This window comes from Opitutaceae bacterium TAV5, from assembly GCA_000242935.3.
In the GTDB taxonomy this organism is placed as follows: Bacteria; Verrucomicrobiota; Verrucomicrobiia; order Opitutales; family Opitutaceae; genus Geminisphaera.
The window spans coordinates 6472632-6490258 of the sequence record CP007053.1; the positions used below are offsets into that span (position 1 = coordinate 6472632).

Consider the following 17627-nt stretch of genomic DNA (forward strand, 5'->3'; position numbering starts at 1 on the left):
CCTATCGAACAATCCAACGCCATGCTCACCGAAAAACAGGAATCCATTCTCGACTACATGCGTGAAGTGCAGGCCGAACGCAGCATCCCGCCCAGCACCCGGGAGATCCAGAAACACTTCGGCTACGAGAGCCAGAACGCGGTCATGAATCACCTCCGCGCCCTCGCCCGCAAGGGGCAGATCGAGCAGATCGACGGACGAACCTGGGGCCTCCGCGCCCGAATCGTGCAGGGACAGCTTTTTACCGTGCCGGTTTACGGCACCATTCCTGCCGGCATGCCGGCCATGCAGGAACAGGAAGCCGGTGAAAACATCCGGATCGATCCCGCGCTTTTCGGCGTCGGCAGGCCCGGGAGCCGGAAATTGTGGGCCTTGCGGGTCAGCGGCGACTCGATGACCGGTGCCCACATTCTCGATGGCGACCTCGCCATTCTCGAACGCCGCGAACCGCGGGCGGGCGACATCGTCGCCGCGCTCGTGGACGAGACGACCACCACGCTCAAGCGACTCGTTTACCGGGACGGGCAGGCGGTCCTGCACCCGGAAAACAAACGTTACAGGGACATCGTTCCGGAGAACGGCCTCGAATGCCAGGGCGTTCTCGTCGGCGTCATCCGCCGCACGCAGACCGGCACGGCCATCGCGGCCTGAGCCGGAACGTCCGGTTTGCATTTGCAAATTCCAGCCCGCTCATGAACTGCCGCCCGCCGTGCCTGCCGCCGTCGCCAACATCGATTCGCTTCGCCAGCTCATTGCCACGCGCTTTCCGCAGGCGATGCAGCCGGCCTGGCGGCGTGCTGGCTCCAGCGCGCCGTCGAACAGACCGACCTGTCCAAAGCGGCCAGGCGGTGGAGAGAGTGGTCGATGGCATCACGGCTGCCCAAGTCCGGAAAATCATTCGGGGCTTACCGCTTTCCCGGAGGTCTTGGAGACACCACTTTTCTGGGCGGCTCCTCATCGGCAGGCATGGGCCGAAGAGGCGGCGGATCCGTCTTGTTGACATGTTTGCGCCAGAGCCACTGTTTTTGCATCGCTTCGATCAAGCGCTCCAACTCGCGCAGTGATATTTGCGTTTGCAAAACGAGGCCGGGAAGATCTTTCACCTCTGCCCCAATGGTGTCGCTGATCGCCGGCAGATTCGCGCTGGCGAGTTGCAGGTTTTCGCTGGTCGTTCTCAGATCCGTCAAGGTGACCTGCAATTCATCCATCGAACGGTTGGCTTTGCCGAGCAGGGTCTTCAATTCCTCTGCCGCGGCCGGATCGGTCAAGAGCTTGCCCGCCGTGCCCTTGCCCTCCTGAAGGTCCTTGAGAATGCCGTTGGCGCGAACAATGAGTTGGTCGATTCCCTCCCGCGTCGTGGCAAGGCCCGATCCAAGAACGGTCCATGTGTCGAGACCCGCATTCAGCTTCTTCAAGGCGGGCACCGCCTCGCTGCGAATTTCCTCGATCGCGGTTTCCAACGCGCTGGGAAGCTGCTCATTGCAGACAATGCTCGCCCCATTGTTCGGCAATGGCGCGCCGTGGCCCCGCGTGATCTCGAAGTAAGCGTCGCCCACACCGAATTTCCTTTTGACGACCGCGGACGAGTCGGCGCGGACGAACAGGAAAAAATCCCGGCGAATGTTTGCCTCCGCCTCCATGCGCCCTGCCTGGTCAACACGGACATCGGAAACCGATCCGACCAGCGTGCCAAGGAAGTAAACTTCCGACCCCTGCCGGATGCCCGCGGCGCCCTCCTCGGGCAGGACAATCTGCAGTGCGACATTGCCAATGAACCACCTTTGACTGCGTCCGGCGAACACGAGTGCCGCAACAAGGATGACGAGCACGACGAGGACAAACGTGCCTGTGATCGAGTGGACATGGCGGAATTTGAAGTGCTCTTCCATTGGTTTTCCCTGGTTGCCCGCTTTGGCCAGATCACGAGATTTCGGATTTCGCCCGGGAGGGCGTCGCTATAAAAAAGTCAATATCGATACGGTGGTGGAAATGACGAAGAGCCCGACGATGGAACGGGTCAGCGACCATTGGGTGGCGCGCGGGATGTTCACGACTGATCTCACACCCAGTCCGCCGATGCAACAAGATGCGCTGGTAAACAGGGCGGGCAGGACGCTTTTGATGAGAATGCTGACGATGTCCTCGGGGTGCAGCGCCCTCAGCACCGTGTTGGTGAAAAACCACGCATCGCGACTGCTCTTGCCCAGCCAGGCTCCAAACAAATAGCCGCTCGCGAAGGCGACCAGAATAAAAACAATCGTGAGGCAAAACGCGGATACTGCCATGCCCAGCACGCGCGGCATCACCAAATGCGCAAAGGGATCGTATCCCTGCGCTTCCAGCGCGTCGATTTCTCCGTTGACCTTGAGAACCCCCAGTTCGGATGCCATCGCGCTGCTGCTGCGCACGAGCACGATGATATTCGTCAGGATCGGACCCAGTTCGCGCGCGACGACGGCCACCAGCAACGGGCCAAGCAATTGTGACTGACCCGCTTGGTCGGTCCAAAACGCGAGTTGCACCACCACTGAAATGCCCACGAACATCGCCACCGCCCCAACAAAAAAGACCGGCTCGACCCCAACCGTCATCACCTGTCTGGCAAAGAGGTTTCGCGCCATCGGCCCCCAATATCGCGGTTGAACGGCGAGACCCAGGACCGTCGCAATGACCGCCACGGTATGGCGCAGTTCATCCCACTGCCTCCACACCATCCGGCCCAATTTGCTGACGGTGCTCATGGATTATGCCTTCGGCATCTTCACCACACTGTTTTGATCGGCCTGAAACGCAAGTTGCACCACGACTGAAATACCTGCGAATACCGCTACCGCACCAACAAAAAAACCGGCTCGACTCCAACCGTCATAACCCTTCGGAAGGCTGCTCGATGGGGCTTTTTCATGCCCGGATTTTTCCGGCATGCCGGTTACATGCCGGTTTCGGGAGCCCTCAAAATCGGATATTGCCGATGGGTCCGCCGCTGCAACCGGTTCCCTGGCTGGTTCGACGTGCGTTTTCCTGTGTATCCGGTTCCTGAATTCAACGGACGGAATTCGCTCCGTCCTTTTATGCCTGAAATTTCCCGCCATGCGCGGTTGTCCACAAGCGGGCGCGTGTGCCGGGCCCGGAACCGCCCTCACCATGCTTCCGGCTCCGGCGGCGGCGGCTTCTTTTCCTGTTTTTTAAGCCGGCCCGCGTAGCTGCGGTCGATTTCCTCGACCTCCGGTTCGGGTATGCGGGTGAAGGCGATCCTCATCGGCGCATCCTTCGTGGCGCCGTGGGCGCCGCCGAGATAAACGGTATTCTTGCCCAGCACCTTGTTGAGCAGATCGACGGCCGCGAAGAGTTTGCCGTGAGCGTCTTCTGTCCCGGCCTCGAACAAATCGGGTGTGTGCATCCGCAGGTCGATCAGGTCCGTAAGGTGAACACCGAGGCGCACGGGGGCCCGGCGTGAAAATTTCTCCGGACGCTTCCGCCACAGATCGTTCAGCACATGGGTGAGTCTTAACGTGTCCTGCGTTTCGGTGAAGCGCACCCGTTCGTTCCACGAGGTTTTATCCGTATAATCCACCGAGACACTCAGCGCGCCCGCATAGAGCCTGGAATGGCGCAGGCGCATCGCGGCCTTTTGCAGCAAACGGTGCAGGACGGCGAGTGCGTCGGCATGATTGCGTTTGGCCGGAGGCAGCACATGCCCGTGTCCGATGCTCTGCCCCGTCTTCTGTTCGAAGTAGGGAAGATCCTCGCCATGGAGCAAACGCCAGATCTGCTCGCCGCGCACGCCACCCCAGATACCGCGAAACTCGGCCATCGTGGCGCGTAGAGCCGGGCCATCGTGGTGATGCCGTGTCCGGCCAGCCGGCGCTGGATGTTGGAACCGATGCCGGCAATGTCGCCGGGCGCCAGGTGCAGGAGTTTTCCAGGCACATCCTCGTCGTCGAGGATCACCAGCCCATCGGGTTTCTGCATGTCGGAGGCCACCTTCGCGAGCAGCCAGGTCGGGGCGACGCCGATGGAGCTGCGGAGGCAGGGACCGACCTCCCGGCTGATGGCGGCCTTGATCTTCAAGGCCAGTTTTTCCGCTTCGTCGCGCGACAGCATCGAATCCAGACAAACCGTCACCTCGTCGATCGACTGCACCTCGATCTCCGGCACGAGCGAGGCGATGAGGTCTTTCAATTTCCGGTGATAGTCGATGTAAACCTCCGGCCGGGCCTCGACGATCTCGATGCCCGGACAAAGCCGGCGCGCATCGGCCACCCGTCCGCCGCGTTTCAGACCGGCAGCCCTGGCCTCGAGGCTCACGGCCACCAGACCGGTCGTCTCCGCCATCACGGGCACGACCCCGACCGGCTTGCCGCGCAACTCCGGCCGCTCCTGCTGTTCCACCGAGGCGTAGAACGAGTTGAAGTCGATGGTCAGGTAGCGCAGCGCCATGACTCCTACCTTGCCACCAAATCTGAAAGCTTCAACGCCGCGTTCGGGAGGCCCGGCTTGCCGCGATTTCGATAAAGGCTCCCCCTTGGATTGCGTCCCGCGCAAGCCAAGGTCTACGCCATGCAGCCCGGCCAGGACAGCGAGGCGGCGGCGGACACGCGGCGGCCGGAGTTTTTCCATTGGCAGCGCGTTGATCGGCGGGATTCTTTTCTTTTACAGAGAGACGGCCCTCTCCTCGCTTCGTTCGCACATGGAAATTCTTTGGACGTATTTAAAACCTTACCGATGGCTCATTTTTCTCTCCCTGCTCCTGGCCGGATTGGCGCAGGTGCTGAGCCTGGTGGACCCGATCATTTTCGGAAAGATCATCGATGAGTATGCGCTGCAGCAGGACACCAGAACCCAGGAAGAACTGATCTCCGGGGCGCTGACCCTGCTGGCGCTGGCCGTCGCGGTGGCGTTGGGGGCGAGACTGGCGAAAGCGATCCAGGAATACGTCGTGCGGCTGGTGGTGCAGAAATTCGGCATGCAGATCTTCAACGACGGGCTGCGGCAGACACTCCGTCTTTCCTACCGGGAATTCATGAGTCAGCGCAGCGGCGAAACGCTGTCGATTCTGCAAAAAGTGCGGACGGATACGGAGCGATTCATCAACGCGTTCATCAACATCCTGTTCTCCTCGCTGGTGGGCGTCGGATTCCTTGTCTGGTATTCGATCACCCGGCACTGGGCGCTGGTGCCGGTCTTCGTCATCGGTATTCTCGTGCTGGGCGGACTCACGGGACTGCTGAGCAGCAAGATCAAGGCGCTCCAGCGCAGCATCAACCGGGAGACCAACAAAATGTCAGGCGTGATTACCGAGTCGCTGCGAAACATCGAGCTGGTGAAGAGCCTGGGGCTAACCTTTCAGGAAATTCGCCGGCTGCGCGAGCATACCCGGCAGATCTTCAGCCTGGAAATGACAAAAGTTCGCCGGGTGCGGACGCTGTCGTTCATGCAAGGCGCGACGCTGAGCCTGCTCAAGCAGTCCATTCTGTTCATTCTGCTATGGCTTATCTTCAGGAAACTGCTGGCGCCCGGAGAGCTCATTGCCATGCAGGCCATCACCGCCCAGATCTTCATGCCGCTTCAGGATCTGGGTAACATCATCCTCTTTTACCGGGAAGCCGACGCCTCCCTGCAAACCTATGATGCGCTCATGCATCGGCCCGTTGAGACCAATCCGGAAACGCCCATCGAGACGGGCCCCATCCAGCATCTTCGTTTCGAGCAGGTGATTTTCCGTCATCAGGGCTCCGGCACCAACGCCATCGACAACATCTCCCTCGAAGCCAAGGCGGGCGACACCATTGCGTTTGTCGGCCCCTCGGGGTCCGGAAAATCAACCCTGGTGAAACTGCTGGTGGGCTTGTACAAGCCGGTGGAGGGGCAGATCTATTACAACGGCATTTCCACCCAGGACATCCGTTTCAACCCGGTGCGGCGGCAGTTCGGTCTCGTGACGCAGGAGACCCAGCTTTTCTCCGGCACGTTGCGGGACAACCTGTCCTTCGTGAAGCCCGACGCCACGGAGGCGGAAATGCTGGACGCCCTGGACAGGGCCGCTGCGATGGGGATCGTGCACCGGACGGAGAAAGGTCTGGACATGACCATCGGCGAAAGCGGCATGAAGCTCTCGGGCGGCGAACGACAGAGGATTGCCATCGCCCGCGCCCTGATCCGCAACCCGCGCCTGCTCATCTTTGACGAAGCCACCTCGGCCCTGGATTCCCTCACCGAAGACGAAATCACCGACACCGTGAAGGAAGTCTCCCGCTCCAGCGAACGCATCACGATCCTGATCGCCCACCGCCTTTCGACGATCCTGCACGCCAACACCATCTTTGTGCTGGAAAAAGGCCGGATCGTGGAAGCGGGCGACCATGAGACGCTGGTGGCGAACAAAGGCCTCTATTACGCGATGTGGCGGCAGCAGATTGGCGAACGGTGATGAATGCGCCGGAGCCTCTTCGGTCTCTCTTTCGGGCGGAGTCGCCGGCCGGGCCGGAAAAGTTTCAGCAGAAACCCCAAGGGCTGTCTTCAAAGAATGCTGCGAAATCCGGCACGGAGCGCATTGCCGAACGGCGCGAGAAACAGAAGCCTGCCGGCGACTACCCCCCGAAAATGTAACATTACAAGGTTTGCTGGCAGGGGGACTGATGTGTTACGGACAGGTAACAATCCGAGCTGTTTCCAGGCAGTTGCCCGGCGACGCTCACTCAACCCGGGAAACCAGATACCATGAGCAAAACCAAAAAAAACAAATCGACCAAAACCGCCGACAAGGCTGCTGAACTCGAACGGGAAGCGATAAAGGCATTGCGGGACTACGAGGCTGCCAAGGCGCAGGTCCATGCCGCCAAGGCCGCTCTCAAAAAGGTCCGCAAGACCCTGTCGGATGCGAAGGCGGCAGCCAAACAGGCCCGCAAGGTGCTCAAGCATCTCAAAAAAGAAGCAGACAAGGTGATCAGGGCGAGTTCCCCGACCGGCAAAAAGGCCGCGAAGGGTGGCAAGGCTGTTGCGCCGAAGAAGAAAACACCGACCAAAGAGCGCGCAAAATCCCCCAAGGCCTGATCGCGTCGGGCAATGTGTCATTCGTGTTAATTCTGCCCGGCCGGCTCGCGCAAGCTCCGGACCCGGACGAGCAGTAAAGCGGGCAGACCGGGGATCGCTCCTGTCCGGCATTCTCCGCGAGAAAGGAATACCGAAACGCGGTCATGGGCCCGGTCTGCCCTCTCCCCCCCCGCGCATGAGCGCCGGATGTGTCGCGCATATCCAGATAACAGATACAACCGGTGTGGCAACCGGCACGGCCCATGCCCGGCCTTCCCGAAACCATTGCATCCGGAGTCGCCCCCCCGATCATTCCGCGACGCCTCACGAGGCAAAACCCTCCGCTCCGGCTCCCTGCCAGTCGCTCTCATCCGTATCCGGCATCTCCTCCACATTCTCCCGGCCATCCAGTTGCCCGAGGCGTGTAAAAAACGCCTGCATCTCCAGACCCGGCTCGGTCAGTTCGTAACGGCTCCGGGAAAACTGCGTGAAACGCGACCTCGACAGCAGCCCCTGTTTGACAAAAAGACGCAGCATGGCGTTCACCCCGGCCGGCGACATTCCGGGGATCAGGCGCCTCATGTCCTCCGTCGTGAATGACGCGCTCACCGGCATTCTGGCCAGAAACACCGGCGCGCCGCGCACCCGGAGCAGCCGGCGAATCATCCGCGCACTCGCGCTCACCCGCCCGCCGAAAGCTGCCCGCACCAACCGCCGCTTCGGATCGGAGGGGACGGGAGCGCCCGCAATGATGTCGAGCCATTCGAGATCGCCAAGCAGGGTCAGCAGACGTCGTCCCCGCTTCGTCAGCCGGTAGCGGGTCAGCAGCGGGTTCCGGTCGGACCCGGAGGTTTCGGCAAACCCCTCCTGCAGAAGCGCGATCACCAGCTTGCCTGTCATCGTGTTTCGCAATTCCCCGCGTACGTACCCCAGATCGGCCGGGCTGGCCGGCCCATCGCCCAGTTGCCGGAACTGCGAAAGGTAAGCCTGCTTGCGAAGCATCAGATCGAGGATCCGCCGCAAACTTCCGGCCGGCGCTAACGGAGACGGCGTGTCGGTGCTCATTGGTTTTCTCCGCTATCTCCCCTCCCCTCCTGCCGGGGATCCGTCCTGTCCGCCACGACTCCGGCGACCGCGGTTTTCAGCGCGTCCACGTTTCCGGGTGACAGGAACAGGAGCAATGCGGCCAGGTCGGCGTAACGTTTTTTTTCGATGTCCGTGATTTCATCCACCGTGACCGCAATCACCGGTCCGTCATGGCCGGCCTCGCGCAACGCCCGCACGACGCGCAGCCCGGAATCGTCTTCCGTCTGCTCGTGATCGACAATGATGACATCGAAAGGCGCCGCCGCCCCGTCCTGCGGCACGGCCAGCGCCACCGCCTCGCCCGCGCTGCCCGCATGCGTCCACCCGCAGGGCACGTCTTTCATCAGCCACCACAGCACCTTGCGCGACAACCAGTGTGATTCCACATGGAGCAGCCGCAGCGGCGCCGCCGGAACGCATGCCCGGCCCGCAACAGGTTTGTCACCCTGGCCGGTTTTCATGGCAGCACCGGTCCTTCCGTCGCGCGAACTCCGACGCTCTGCCGGAGCCCGGCGCCCGTGTTTTCATACTCATGGAAAATCCCCAACGCGATCATCCCCGCCACAAAGGCGATGATCGCCACCCGCCGGAATGTGATGTTTTCCAAAGCCCGTTCTGTCATGATGCCTGCTTTCATAAAAATGTCGTCTCCTCCGGAAATGTTTCCCCGACCGGCGCACGGGCCAGATCGGTGGTCTGCTCGATAAATCCCTGAATGTGCATGCCCAGCTCCGTTATCCTGTACCGGCACGGATGACCCGGCCGCACACGCGTCTGCGACAGGAGCCGGCACCTGACCAGGAAGCGCAATGCGTCCCTGAGGCAGGCCGGATGCCTTCTCCGCAGATCAGCGCGAAGCGTCTCCCACGTGAAGGGGTCCAGAGTGATCCACAAAAGAATCTCCCGCGCGCCCCGGTGGCGGATGACCTTCCGCAACAGGGACGCTCCCGCGGTCGCCACCGGCTTCCGGTTGCCGGGGCCGCGCTGCCGCGCCATCACCCGCACCGTCGCCCGTGGCGACGAAGCGATGACCGCATCGATTCCCCGGACAACGTCGAGCAGGGTGTTCAGTCCGTGCCCCCGCGGCGTGAGCCCATGTCGCTTCCCGGAGCATCCGGGCACAGGTTCGACGGAATCCACCAGCCCCGTCTGCTCGAGAACCCGGAGCAGTTGCAGCAGGCCGAAGGCGGTCATCCCGGGAATGCGCCGGGAGAGCTCCGCCCTCTCTCGCGGCCCCTGCCCCAGCCGCCTCATGACAAGCCCGTATCTGCGGTGCCGCAGGATCATGTCCACGGCTCCCCAGAGCAGCGTTTGCGGGAGGTGGTCGGGTCGTGTGGTCATGAGTATCGGAAAATGCGTTACCCGGGATTGCTCAATAACTGAGCGACACCCGGAAGTGGAAGGTGGCGTCGCCCTTGTCGGTGATGGCGGCGTCCTTCATCGCAAAGCCGACCGCCGCGCCCATCGAGAGGTGCTTTCCTGCCCGGTAGTCCGCGCCGCCGCCGACACTGAACAGCTTGACGTCGTCCTGCCCGGTATCCTTCTGTTCGCCCCAGCCGTAGTCGACGAACAGATACGGAGAAAGACTGTCGCGCCAGGAGGAGACGAGGCTGACGGAGGGCAGGCGCAGTTCGTTGCGCAGCGAGAAGCCCGTGTCCACCGCACCGTCGTCGAGCGTGTAGCCGCGCACGGCGTAATAACCGCCGAGCGCGATCTGCTCGGTATCCGGCAACGGATCACCCGCGAGCACGCCGCTGAACTGGATCACCCAGTTGACCCCGCCGGGCAGGGTCGTCACCCGGGAGGCGTCGAGCGCCGCATACAGGTAAGTCGCGTTGTCCACCCGGCCGCCGGTGTAGGTGGCAAAATCCTCGTCGTCGTTGTTGCCGGGCACGCCGCCGGGGCTGCCCTTCAGCCGCAGGTCAAAACTGGTCGCCCCGTGCCGGTCGCGCAGTTCGTGAGCCCAGCCGAGCACGATCTGGAATACATCCACGTCGGATTTTCCATCGATGGGCAGCCCGGCAAACTCGATGTGCGAGTCGCGCGTGCTGTGCTTGTATTCGACACCCACGGTCAGATCGCCGAGGTAGTGGCCGGGGAAAAGGTTCGAGAGCGCCGTGCGGTAGAGCACGGGGATTTCCCAGGTGTCGCTCTCGGTGTGCGTCTGGAAGAGGCCGCCAAGCTGCGAACTTTCGGTGGTCTGGGCGACGAAGTTGGGGGCGATCTCGATCGCCTGGCGCGGGAGCGTCGGGATCGTGATCCGTCCCGAATGGCTCAGGTAGCGCGGGCGGTCGTCGCCGAGCGAGATGCCCGACGGATGCTTCCAGAAATCGTTGCTGCCGGTGAACTGGTACGAGACCAGCGTGTTGTTGAGCGGGCGGAGCACGCCGGCCGCGCCGACGTAGTAGCGGTCCTTGCCGGTCGAGGAGGTGCCGGTGTTCGAGTAACCGCCAAAAATTTGCCAGGGTTTTTGTTCGCTGACAGTGAGCTGGAGATTGCTCGTGCCGAGTTCGTCGCCGGCGGCGAAGACGCCCTGCACCTGCCGGTACGGGTTGCGGTTGAGCCAGTCGAGGTCCTCTTCGAGGCGGCGGGCGTCGATCCGGTCGCCGCCGCTCACGCGCAGGTCGCGGGCGAGTTTTTCATCGGTGCTGTCATCGGCGCCGCCAACGGCGACCTTGCCGAGACGGAACTCGACCACGCGAAGCTGGAACGTGCCGCCGGTGGCGTCGTGTGGCGGGAGCGTGATCGATACGAACGGGTATCCCGAATCCCGGTACACCTTGGCGACGGCGGCCTGCGCGTCGCTGATGAGTTTGCGCGAGAGCGGTTTTCCGAGAAAAGGCGTGAGTGCGGATTGCAGATTGGCAACGGAAGCACCGGCGATGGCGCCAACCGTGATGCCGGCGGGCGGTTGCGGATCGGGGCTCTCGTCCGGGCCGAGCAGCCGGATGCCGGTGACGTTGGCTCCGAGCGGCGTGGCATCGTTCGAGCTGGCAAGCTGGTCCTGCTGGTCGAGCTGGATGGCCGGCTGTGTGCTGCGCGACGGAGCCGGCGGCTCGTTACGCTCGATGGGTGTGCGTGCCGGCGCAGGCTGGGCGTGGACCGGCGCGGCGCCAGCGCCGAGCGCGGCCAGGGCGGCGGCGAAGAGCGCGAGCGTCTTCGCGGAAATGCGTGTTTCGGAGGTCATGATGTGGTGAGCGGTTTGTCGGTTTCCTGAAAAAAGATGTGGCAGGGTGTCTGGTCTGTTCCCGACCCTGCCGGGCGGGGGTCACGGGCTGGAAGCCCGTGCCACTTCATGGGCAGGATGCCCATGCCACGTTGCGGGCGGGACGCCCGCGCCACTTGATGTTATTTGAGCGAGGCGATCCTGAGCCAGGGGCCGAGGTCGCGGTTGTCGGGATGGATGTCTTGTTCGTCTTCCTGTCCGCCGGTCAGGCTGCCGGGGGCCGGCTCCTGCTTTTCCTCTCCGGAGAACTGTTCGAGGAGTTTTTCAAGGGCAGGCTGGGTATCGGTGCCGGCCGGTGTTTCGTAGTGGACGGGATTGTCGCGGAGAAACTCCGCCAGGATCTCGTCGGCAGTCGTTTCGGGTGTGACCGTCAGCGCGGTGGCGTTGCCGGTGGCCTGGACGAAGACGTAGTTCTGCGCCTCCAGACCGGAGCCGATGATCGCGTAGCTGCCGGGAGCGGACAATTCGCCGGCCGGGCTCGTGAACACCAGGGAACCGGTCGTGGCGGAGGCGAGTGTTTCGTCGGCAACGAAGCCGGTCACCATGCCGGTGAAGGCCGGATTGGCGGTGCCCTCGGCACGGGTGGCCGGATTGGCGATGTAGGTGAGGACGGCCTTCTCGATGGCCGCGGTGGCCGCGAAGGTCGCGTCGGCAAGGGTGTAGTTGCCCGCATCCGCACCGCCGAGCGTGTAGGTGCCGGTCACGTCCTTCGCTGCGCCGACGTTCTTGTCGGCATAGGCGGCGGCCAGCGCGAGGCTCACGCTGTCGTTGCCGATCAGGCCGGCGACGGCGCCGTGGGTAAGGATTTCGATGGCGGTGGTGCCGTCGTAGATCTTCGTGCCGGCGAGGGTGCCCTGCGTGCCGATGGTCAGCGACGCCGGCGTGATCGAGGACGTGCCGGTGAAGGCCGTGCTCGCCAGCGTGTAGTTGCCGACATCGGTTCCGCCGAGCGCGTACAGGCCGGTCACGGTTTTCCCGTTGCCCACGTTCTTGTCGGCGAACTGTGTGTTGCCGAGCGAGAGGGTCACGGTGTCGCCGGTGACAACGCCGGAGAGTTCGCCGTGGGTCAGGACGCCAATGGCGAGCAGGCCGTCGTAGACCTTGTCGGCCGCGACGGTGCCGGCCGCGCCGACGGTCAGTTGCTTCGGCGTGATCGTGGCGGTGCCGGTGAAGGCATTGCCCGTAAAGGTGTAGTTGCCCGCGTCGTCGCCGCTGATCGTGTAGGCGCCGGTGACAGTTTTTCCGGTGCCGGCGTTTTTGTCGGCAAAGGCGAGACCGCCGAGAGTGAGGGTCACCTCGTCGTCGCCGAACAGGCCGGCGAGCACGCCGTGGGTGGCGACCGTGGCGGCAGTGGTACCGTCGTAAACCTTGCCGGCCACGGTGCCTTGGGTGCCGACGGTCAGCGTGGCGGGCGTGATCGCGGCCGTGCCGCTGAAGGCGATGCCTTCCGCGAGCACGTAGTTGCCGGCGTCGTTGTTGGCCAGGGCATAGGACCCGGTGACAGCCTTGCCTTCACCGACGTTCCTGTCGCCGTAGGCGGCAGTGAGCGCGAGGGCCACGCTGTCGCCGTTGACGACGTTGGCGAGGAGACCGTGGGAGAGGACTGCGATGGCGGTGGTGCCGTCGTAAACCCTCGTGTCGACAATCGTGCCCTGCGTGGCGATGGTCAGCACGCGGGGCGTGATGACCAGCGAGCCAGGCGTGTTGCCCGTGGCCGCGATGCGGTAGTTCTCGTGGTTTTCGCCGGTGAGGCTGCCGATGGTCAGCGTGTAGGCGCCGGCGTTGAGCAGGGCGTCGAGCGTGACGGTCGCGCCACCGCTGTTCTTCACCGCGAGCACGCCGGTGACGGTGTCGGCGTCGCCGCCGAGCAGGCCGTCGAGCGTCCAGTCGATCGTGCCGGGCGTGTCGCCGTAGCTCCAGGTGTAGGGAGAGCCGAAGGCGTAGGTGACGTCGATCAACGCGGGGCTCACGGTCAGGGTGCCGGGCACATAATCGATCGTGTAGTTGTCCAGGCCGGTGCCGATGGCATTGCTGATGACTATGTCCCAGGTGTCGATCGCCGCACCGGCGGCCGCGCCGTCGCTGGCCAGCGTGGTCAAGGTCACCTCGTCGTCGTTTTTCAGTCCGGTGACGGTGAACTCCGTGCCGTTGAAGGTGAACGTCTGCCCGAAGTCCTTGGTCAGGTTGTTGGCCGTAATCGTGAGCGTGGCAGGGGTGACGGTGAGGGCGCCGGGCGTGTAGGTGATCTCGTAGTTGGACAGGCCCATACCTTGTGCGTTGGCGGCGGTGATGGTGTAAGGTGTGCCGCCGTTGACGCCGGCCGTGACCGCCGCGCCGTCGCTGGTCAGGGTCACGCCGGTGACGGTGTCGGTGCCGTAGAGCTGGCCGCCGGTGATGCTGAAGTGCTCGCCCAAGAGTCCTTCGGACGTGAAGGCATTCCCATAGACCTTGGTCAGGCCGTCGTTCGCCTTGAGCGTAAGCGGCGCCTGGCTCACCGTCAGCGAGCCGGGCATGTGGCCGGTGTCGGCGATGCGGTAGTCGCCCGCATTGTCTCCTTCGAGTCCGCTGATGAACAGCTTGTAGTCGCCGGCGTTGAGCAAGGAGGCCCAGGTGATGACCTCATCGGAGGCATTCTTGAGGCCAAGCACGCCCTTTACCTTGTGCTCGCCTTCGGTCAGCAGGGTGTCGCCGTCCTTGAGCGTCCAAGTGATGCCACCCTTGTTGTCGGAGCCGTAAATCCAGCCCGTCACCGTGTTGCCGGTGAAGTCGTAGATCACGTCCTTGACAATCGAACCGGGGGTGATGGTGAGGGTTCCGTTGCCGCCGGAGATTACGCGCATCGTGCGGCCGTTAGCGACCACCGGGTTGGCGGTGTTGACGGTGATGTCATAGGTGCCGACGTCCGAACTCGACGTCGCCGGGGTAACCAGCGTTGCGGGCGTGTTGACCGACGCCGACGTGAGTGCGGTGTTGGTGCCGAAGTCATAGGCAGCGGTCAGCGCGGCGTTCGGATCGTCGCCGTAAATCGAGATGACATCATCCGGCGTGACGCGCACCACGTTGACGCCCCACAGCTCCGGCGCGTGGGTGCCGTCGGGCGCCGCCCAGAGGTCAGCTCTCCATCCCCAGGTAGCGAAGTTCTCGGGATCTTTCAGCTGATCGCTGGAGATGCCGGTAGCGGCTGTCGGCACGTCGGTGGTGGACGCAGTTGCTCTATTGGTGGTGCCATTCGTCCGTCCCGAGGTCTCGATGTCCCAGTAATTGCCGTTGCCCGCAGTGGTGCTGGTGGTATTGGGCGTTCCACCCATAAAACCGCCGACATGGAATGATCCCTGCACTGCGGTGACCAGCCCTGTCGAATAGCTGGATGTAACGCCCGTCGCGTTGGTATTGTCGCCGACGAGGCCGCCGACAAAATCGTTCCCCGTCACCGCTCCGGTGGCGTAGCTGTTTGAAATCTGTCCCGCATTGCTTCCGACGAGACCGCCAACATAGTCCCCCGACCCGGTCACCGAAGCGGACGAGAACGATATCCTGATAGAACCAGTGGTTGTTCCGGCGAGCTGGCCTGCGATTCCTCCGACAATGTTCGCACCCTGCACCGACCCGCCGTCCGCGGACGAATACTGCAAACCGACACCGAGCGATCCGAATAGCCCGCCGGTGGCGTTACCGGACCCAATGACCGTGCTGTTGATCGACCACAGATTGGTGAGCGTGCGGCTGGTGCTGCTGCCGTACGACCCGACGATTCCGCCTGTGAATGAAAGGCCTCCGCCGCTGTTTCGTACATAGGCATTGATCAGGCCGAGGTTGTTGATCAGGCCGAGACTGTTGCCGGACCCGACCGCCCCTGCTCCAGCACTGCCGAACAGTCCGACATGCTGAGTCCCTGTTCCCACTCTATCAATATAGAGGTTGCTGACAGCGTGGCCTCGACCATCGAAATTTCCGTAAAATGTGGTATCCCATCCGATCGGGATGAAGCCGGAGAAGGCCTCCTCTCCACTGGGATTCCAGCTTGCCGTAATAGCTGCGTCGATATTGGCAGCGAGCGAATAGTAGACAATCTGCGTGTTGCTGTGTCTGTTTGTGCCTAACATCGCGCGGTTGATGGCGCCGTTATTCAGCCCGCCCCCGACGCCCTGAAGGCCATAGATGTCCACGATCTGGTAGGCATTGGCCGCATTGGCACCCGTGCCTCCGGCATAGCGCAGGAAGAACGCCGCATCTGCCTCGGTAGCACCTGCGCCGAGGATACGGAAGTCGCGCGCCATGAACAACGTCAGGTTGGCGCTATTCTGCAGCCAGGTGCCCTTGTTCAGGATGAACGTACCGACATCAATGTGGCCGTTGTCCGACGTCAGGATGCTCCCTTCCGGGATCGTCGTCCTGATGCTGTTGCCACTGCCTGTGGTGACCGCCGTACCCCGCGCGCTCAATGTCAGCCCGCCGTTGACCGCAGTGATCGGAGCGTTGATATAGATATTGTTGTCGGCCATGAGGCTGAGCGTGCGGGTGCTCGTCCAGGTGAGCGCATCCGCCACCGTGATGTTGCCGGCATCGGAACCGGCGCCGCTGGTGGTGACGGTGACGTTGGCGTTGGCCAGCGCCGTAAGCAGCGTGTTGACGTTGAGAACCGATGTATCGGTTGCCGTATAGGTGCCGTCGCCGCCGATCGTGCCGTGGTTACCGGGGTCATTGCTGATGGTGATGTCGTAAGGATCGAGCAGGAGCGTGCCGGTCGCGCCGTGCGCGGCATTCAGGTCGGCGGTACCGTTGAAGGCGAGAAGACGCTTGCCCGAGACCTCGGCGAAGCCGCCGTCCCCCGTCGCGCCGAGAGCCTGCGCGCTGAGGTGGCCGGCATAGGTGGTGAGGTCGTCGGCCCACACGACGATGCGGCCGCCGTCGCCGACCGAGCCGTCGGCGAGAAGCCTGGCGTCGGCCTCGACGGTGGTCGTCGCGGCGGTGGCGAGCGCCTGATCGGCGAAGTTGCTGGCGGAGTTTTTCCCGCCCTGGTAGTCGCCGCCGAGCAGGATCGTGCCGCCGGTCGTGCCGGAAGCATCGAGCGTGGCGCCGGAGCGGACGGTGATGGTGGCGCCGGTGGCAGTGATCGTGCCGCCGGGTGTAGGGGCTTTGCTTGCGAAGCCTGCCGCCTGTGGTTCGTCGCCCGGTTCTGCATTCGCGGGCGTCGCAAGCGACGCCCCTACGGCTGCAATCTGGCCCGCGAGTTCGACGGAGCCGGTGTTGCCGGCGTCGAAAATGATGCGACCGCCGGACAGGTCGATGCCGGTGGCCCGGACAATGCCGGTCGTGTTGCCGGCGAGGGCATAGACGTTGCCGCCGTTGGCCTTCAGTTCGGCGGCGGCAGCCTCGATCGCGCCGGCATTGAGCGCAACCGTATCCGATCCACCGATACGCACGAGAAACTTGCCGTCGGAGAGCGCATGGTCGCGGGCCAGCACCTCGTAGCCGGCGGCGAGCGCCACCGTGCCTTGCGGCGCGGTGATCGCGCCGGTGTTCTCGACCCGCCGGGCGATGAGCGCCACGTCGCCGCCGAGCGAGCCGATCCTGCCGGCGTTGACCACGAGGGCATCGCCCGTGCCGGCGAAGGTCAGGTCGCCGCCGGCGAGGAAAGCGGCGTCGGCCACATCGTGCGTGGAAGCCACAAAACTGCCGCCGGTGTCGATGCGGCCCTCGCTGCCGACAACGATGCCGGCCCGGTTGACGAGGTACACGCTGCCGGTGGCAGTAAGCGAACCGTCGATCCGCGATGGCAGGCTGCCGGTCACGCGGTTGAGCGTGGCGCCGGAGCCGTTGGCGAAGTGGACGGCGCCGCCTTGCCCGATGGAGAAGTCGCCCCATTGAATGATAGCGGCGCGGGAGGACTGGCTGACCTGCAACGAGGACGCGCCGGTTGGGTGGATCGTCGCCTGGCCGGCGGTGACCTGGCCGCCCGAGGGCAGCGCCGGTGCGGCGACCAGACTGCCCGGGAACGTGCTCAACGCCAGCGCCGCATAGGCGACGGTGGTCGTCAACCCGGTGAGTTTTTTGTGCTTTCGGATGGTGTTCATAGTGGAGGAAAAGTTAGTGTTCAGGGTTCAGGGTTGGTGGTGCGGAACGGGGTGACCGCGAAGGATGCAAAGGCCGCCAAGGACGGATTTTTTGGCCGCGTACCGAGCGAAGCGACAGTCTGACAAGAGCGCAAATATCTCCATGAAAATGAAACGTGGCGTGGCGCCTATAGGCGCCATGGAGGGTTTCCCTGCGACAAGACCCTTTG

General features: G+C 63.4%; 13 protein-coding genes and 1 pseudogene. 5 read left to right on the forward strand and 9 right to left on the reverse strand.

Translation table 11 applies throughout. From position 1 onward, the window contains the following. Positions 1-21 precede the first annotated feature (21 nt). On the forward strand, positions 22-651 hold the full coding sequence (locus OPIT5_27310; protein AHF93374.1) for a heme-binding protein: 630 nt from the start codon (positions 22-24) through the stop codon (positions 649-651). Positions 652-905: 254 nt separating this feature from the next. Here OPIT5_27310 and OPIT5_27315 read toward each other — a convergent pair whose 3' ends face one another. Continuing rightward, complete coding sequence (locus tag OPIT5_27315) at positions 906-1889, reverse strand: hypothetical protein (GenBank protein AHF94799.1); 984 nt, start codon at positions 1887-1889, stop codon at positions 906-908. A 66-nt stretch (positions 1890-1955) separates the two neighbouring features. Further along, entirely contained in the window at positions 1956-2621 is a 666-nt protein-coding gene (locus OPIT5_27320) for a hypothetical protein (protein AHF94800.1), read from the reverse strand. A 46-nt stretch (positions 2622-2667) separates the two neighbouring features. Between OPIT5_27320 and OPIT5_27325 the strand changes: the two genes are divergently transcribed. Beyond that, positions 2668-2778 carry a hypothetical protein gene (locus OPIT5_27325; protein ID AHF94801.1) on the forward strand — a complete coding sequence of 37 codons (111 nt, stop codon included), beginning with the start codon at positions 2668-2670 and terminating at the stop codon, positions 2776-2778. 361 nt (positions 2779-3139) lie between these two features. Here the strand turns inward: OPIT5_27325 and OPIT5_27330 are convergent. Next, positions 3140-4440, reverse strand: a pseudogene (locus OPIT5_27330) (DNA-directed DNA polymerase). Between the two features lie 250 nt (positions 4441-4690). Between OPIT5_27330 and OPIT5_27335 the strand changes: the two are divergent. The 3 genes from OPIT5_27335 to OPIT5_27345 all read left to right on the forward strand — a co-directional run bounded on the left by OPIT5_27335 (position 4691) and on the right by OPIT5_27345 (position 7053). Beyond that, positions 4691-6430: an ABC transporter ATP-binding protein gene (locus OPIT5_27335; GenBank protein AHF93375.1), complete on the forward strand. Its 1740-nt coding sequence runs from the start codon at positions 4691-4693 to the stop codon at positions 6428-6430. Further along, positions 6430-6609: a hypothetical protein gene (locus OPIT5_27340; GenBank protein ID AHF94802.1), complete on the forward strand. Its 180-nt coding sequence runs from the start codon at positions 6430-6432 to the stop codon at positions 6607-6609. Before OPIT5_27335 ends, OPIT5_27340 begins: the two co-directional genes overlap by 1 nt. Positions 6610-6720: 111 nt before the next feature. Beyond that, positions 6721-7053 carry a hypothetical protein gene (locus OPIT5_27345; GenBank protein AHF94803.1) on the forward strand — a complete coding sequence of 111 codons (333 nt, stop codon included), beginning with the start codon at positions 6721-6723 and terminating at the stop codon, positions 7051-7053. 303 nt (positions 7054-7356) lie between these two features. On the opposite strand, the gene OPIT5_27350 is transcribed toward OPIT5_27345, so the two are convergent. The 6 genes from OPIT5_27350 to OPIT5_27375 all read right to left on the reverse strand — a co-directional run bounded on the left by OPIT5_27350 (position 7357) and on the right by OPIT5_27375 (position 17418). Further along, positions 7357-8097 carry a hypothetical protein gene (locus OPIT5_27350; protein ID AHF94804.1) on the reverse strand — a complete coding sequence of 247 codons (741 nt, stop codon included), beginning with the start codon at positions 8095-8097 and terminating at the stop codon, positions 7357-7359. Next, positions 8094-8579, reverse strand: a complete 486-nt coding sequence (locus OPIT5_27355; protein ID AHF93376.1) for a response regulator receiver — start codon at positions 8577-8579, stop codon at positions 8094-8096. Before OPIT5_27355 ends, OPIT5_27350 begins: the two co-directional genes overlap by 4 nt. Further along, entirely contained in the window at positions 8576-8755 is a 180-nt protein-coding gene (locus tag OPIT5_27360) for a hypothetical protein (GenBank protein AHF94805.1), read from the reverse strand. Before OPIT5_27360 ends, OPIT5_27355 begins: the two co-directional genes overlap by 4 nt. After that, on the reverse strand, positions 8752-9459 hold the full coding sequence (locus OPIT5_27365) for a hypothetical protein (GenBank protein ID AHF94806.1): 708 nt from the start codon (positions 9457-9459) through the stop codon (positions 8752-8754). Before OPIT5_27365 ends, OPIT5_27360 begins: the two co-directional genes overlap by 4 nt. Before the next feature lie 31 nt (positions 9460-9490). Then, positions 9491-11305 carry a peptidase S24 gene (locus OPIT5_27370; GenBank protein ID AHF93377.1) on the reverse strand — a complete coding sequence of 605 codons (1815 nt, stop codon included), beginning with the start codon at positions 11303-11305 and terminating at the stop codon, positions 9491-9493. 161 nt (positions 11306-11466) lie between these two features. Next, a complete protein-coding gene (locus tag OPIT5_27375; GenBank protein AHF94807.1) occupies positions 11467-17418 on the reverse strand; it encodes a hypothetical protein in 5952 nt (1983 codons plus the stop codon). Positions 17419-17627: the final 209 nt, after the last annotated feature.

Bases quoted from the DNA above. Each gene is read 5' to 3' on its own strand.
- OPIT5_27310 (AHF93374.1), top strand. From the start codon at position 22: ATGCTCACCGAAAAACAGGAATCCATTCTCGACTACATGCGTGAAGTG.
- OPIT5_27315 (AHF94799.1), bottom strand. From the start codon at position 1,889: ATGGAAGAGCACTTCAAATTCCGCCATGTCCACTCGATCACAGGCACG.
- OPIT5_27320 (AHF94800.1), bottom strand. From the start codon at position 2,621: ATGGCGCGAAACCTCTTTGCCAGACAGGTGATGACGGTTGGGGTCGAG.
- OPIT5_27325 (AHF94801.1), top strand. From the start codon at position 2,668: ATGACCGCCACGGTATGGCGCAGTTCATCCCACTGCCTCCACACCATC.
- OPIT5_27335 (AHF93375.1), top strand. From the start codon at position 4,691: ATGGAAATTCTTTGGACGTATTTAAAACCTTACCGATGGCTCATTTTT.
- OPIT5_27340 (AHF94802.1), top strand. From the start codon at position 6,430: ATGAATGCGCCGGAGCCTCTTCGGTCTCTCTTTCGGGCGGAGTCGCCG.
- OPIT5_27345 (AHF94803.1), top strand. From the start codon at position 6,721: ATGAGCAAAACCAAAAAAAACAAATCGACCAAAACCGCCGACAAGGCT.
- OPIT5_27350 (AHF94804.1), bottom strand. From the start codon at position 8,097: ATGAGCACCGACACGCCGTCTCCGTTAGCGCCGGCCGGAAGTTTGCGG.
- OPIT5_27355 (AHF93376.1), bottom strand. From the start codon at position 8,579: ATGAAAACCGGCCAGGGTGACAAACCTGTTGCGGGCCGGGCATGCGTT.
- OPIT5_27360 (AHF94805.1), bottom strand. From the start codon at position 8,755: ATGAAAGCAGGCATCATGACAGAACGGGCTTTGGAAAACATCACATTC.
- OPIT5_27365 (AHF94806.1), bottom strand. From the start codon at position 9,459: ATGACCACACGACCCGACCACCTCCCGCAAACGCTGCTCTGGGGAGCC.
- OPIT5_27370 (AHF93377.1), bottom strand. From the start codon at position 11,305: ATGACCTCCGAAACACGCATTTCCGCGAAGACGCTCGCGCTCTTCGCC.
- OPIT5_27375 (AHF94807.1), bottom strand. From the start codon at position 17,418: ATGAACACCATCCGAAAGCACAAAAAACTCACCGGGTTGACGACCACC.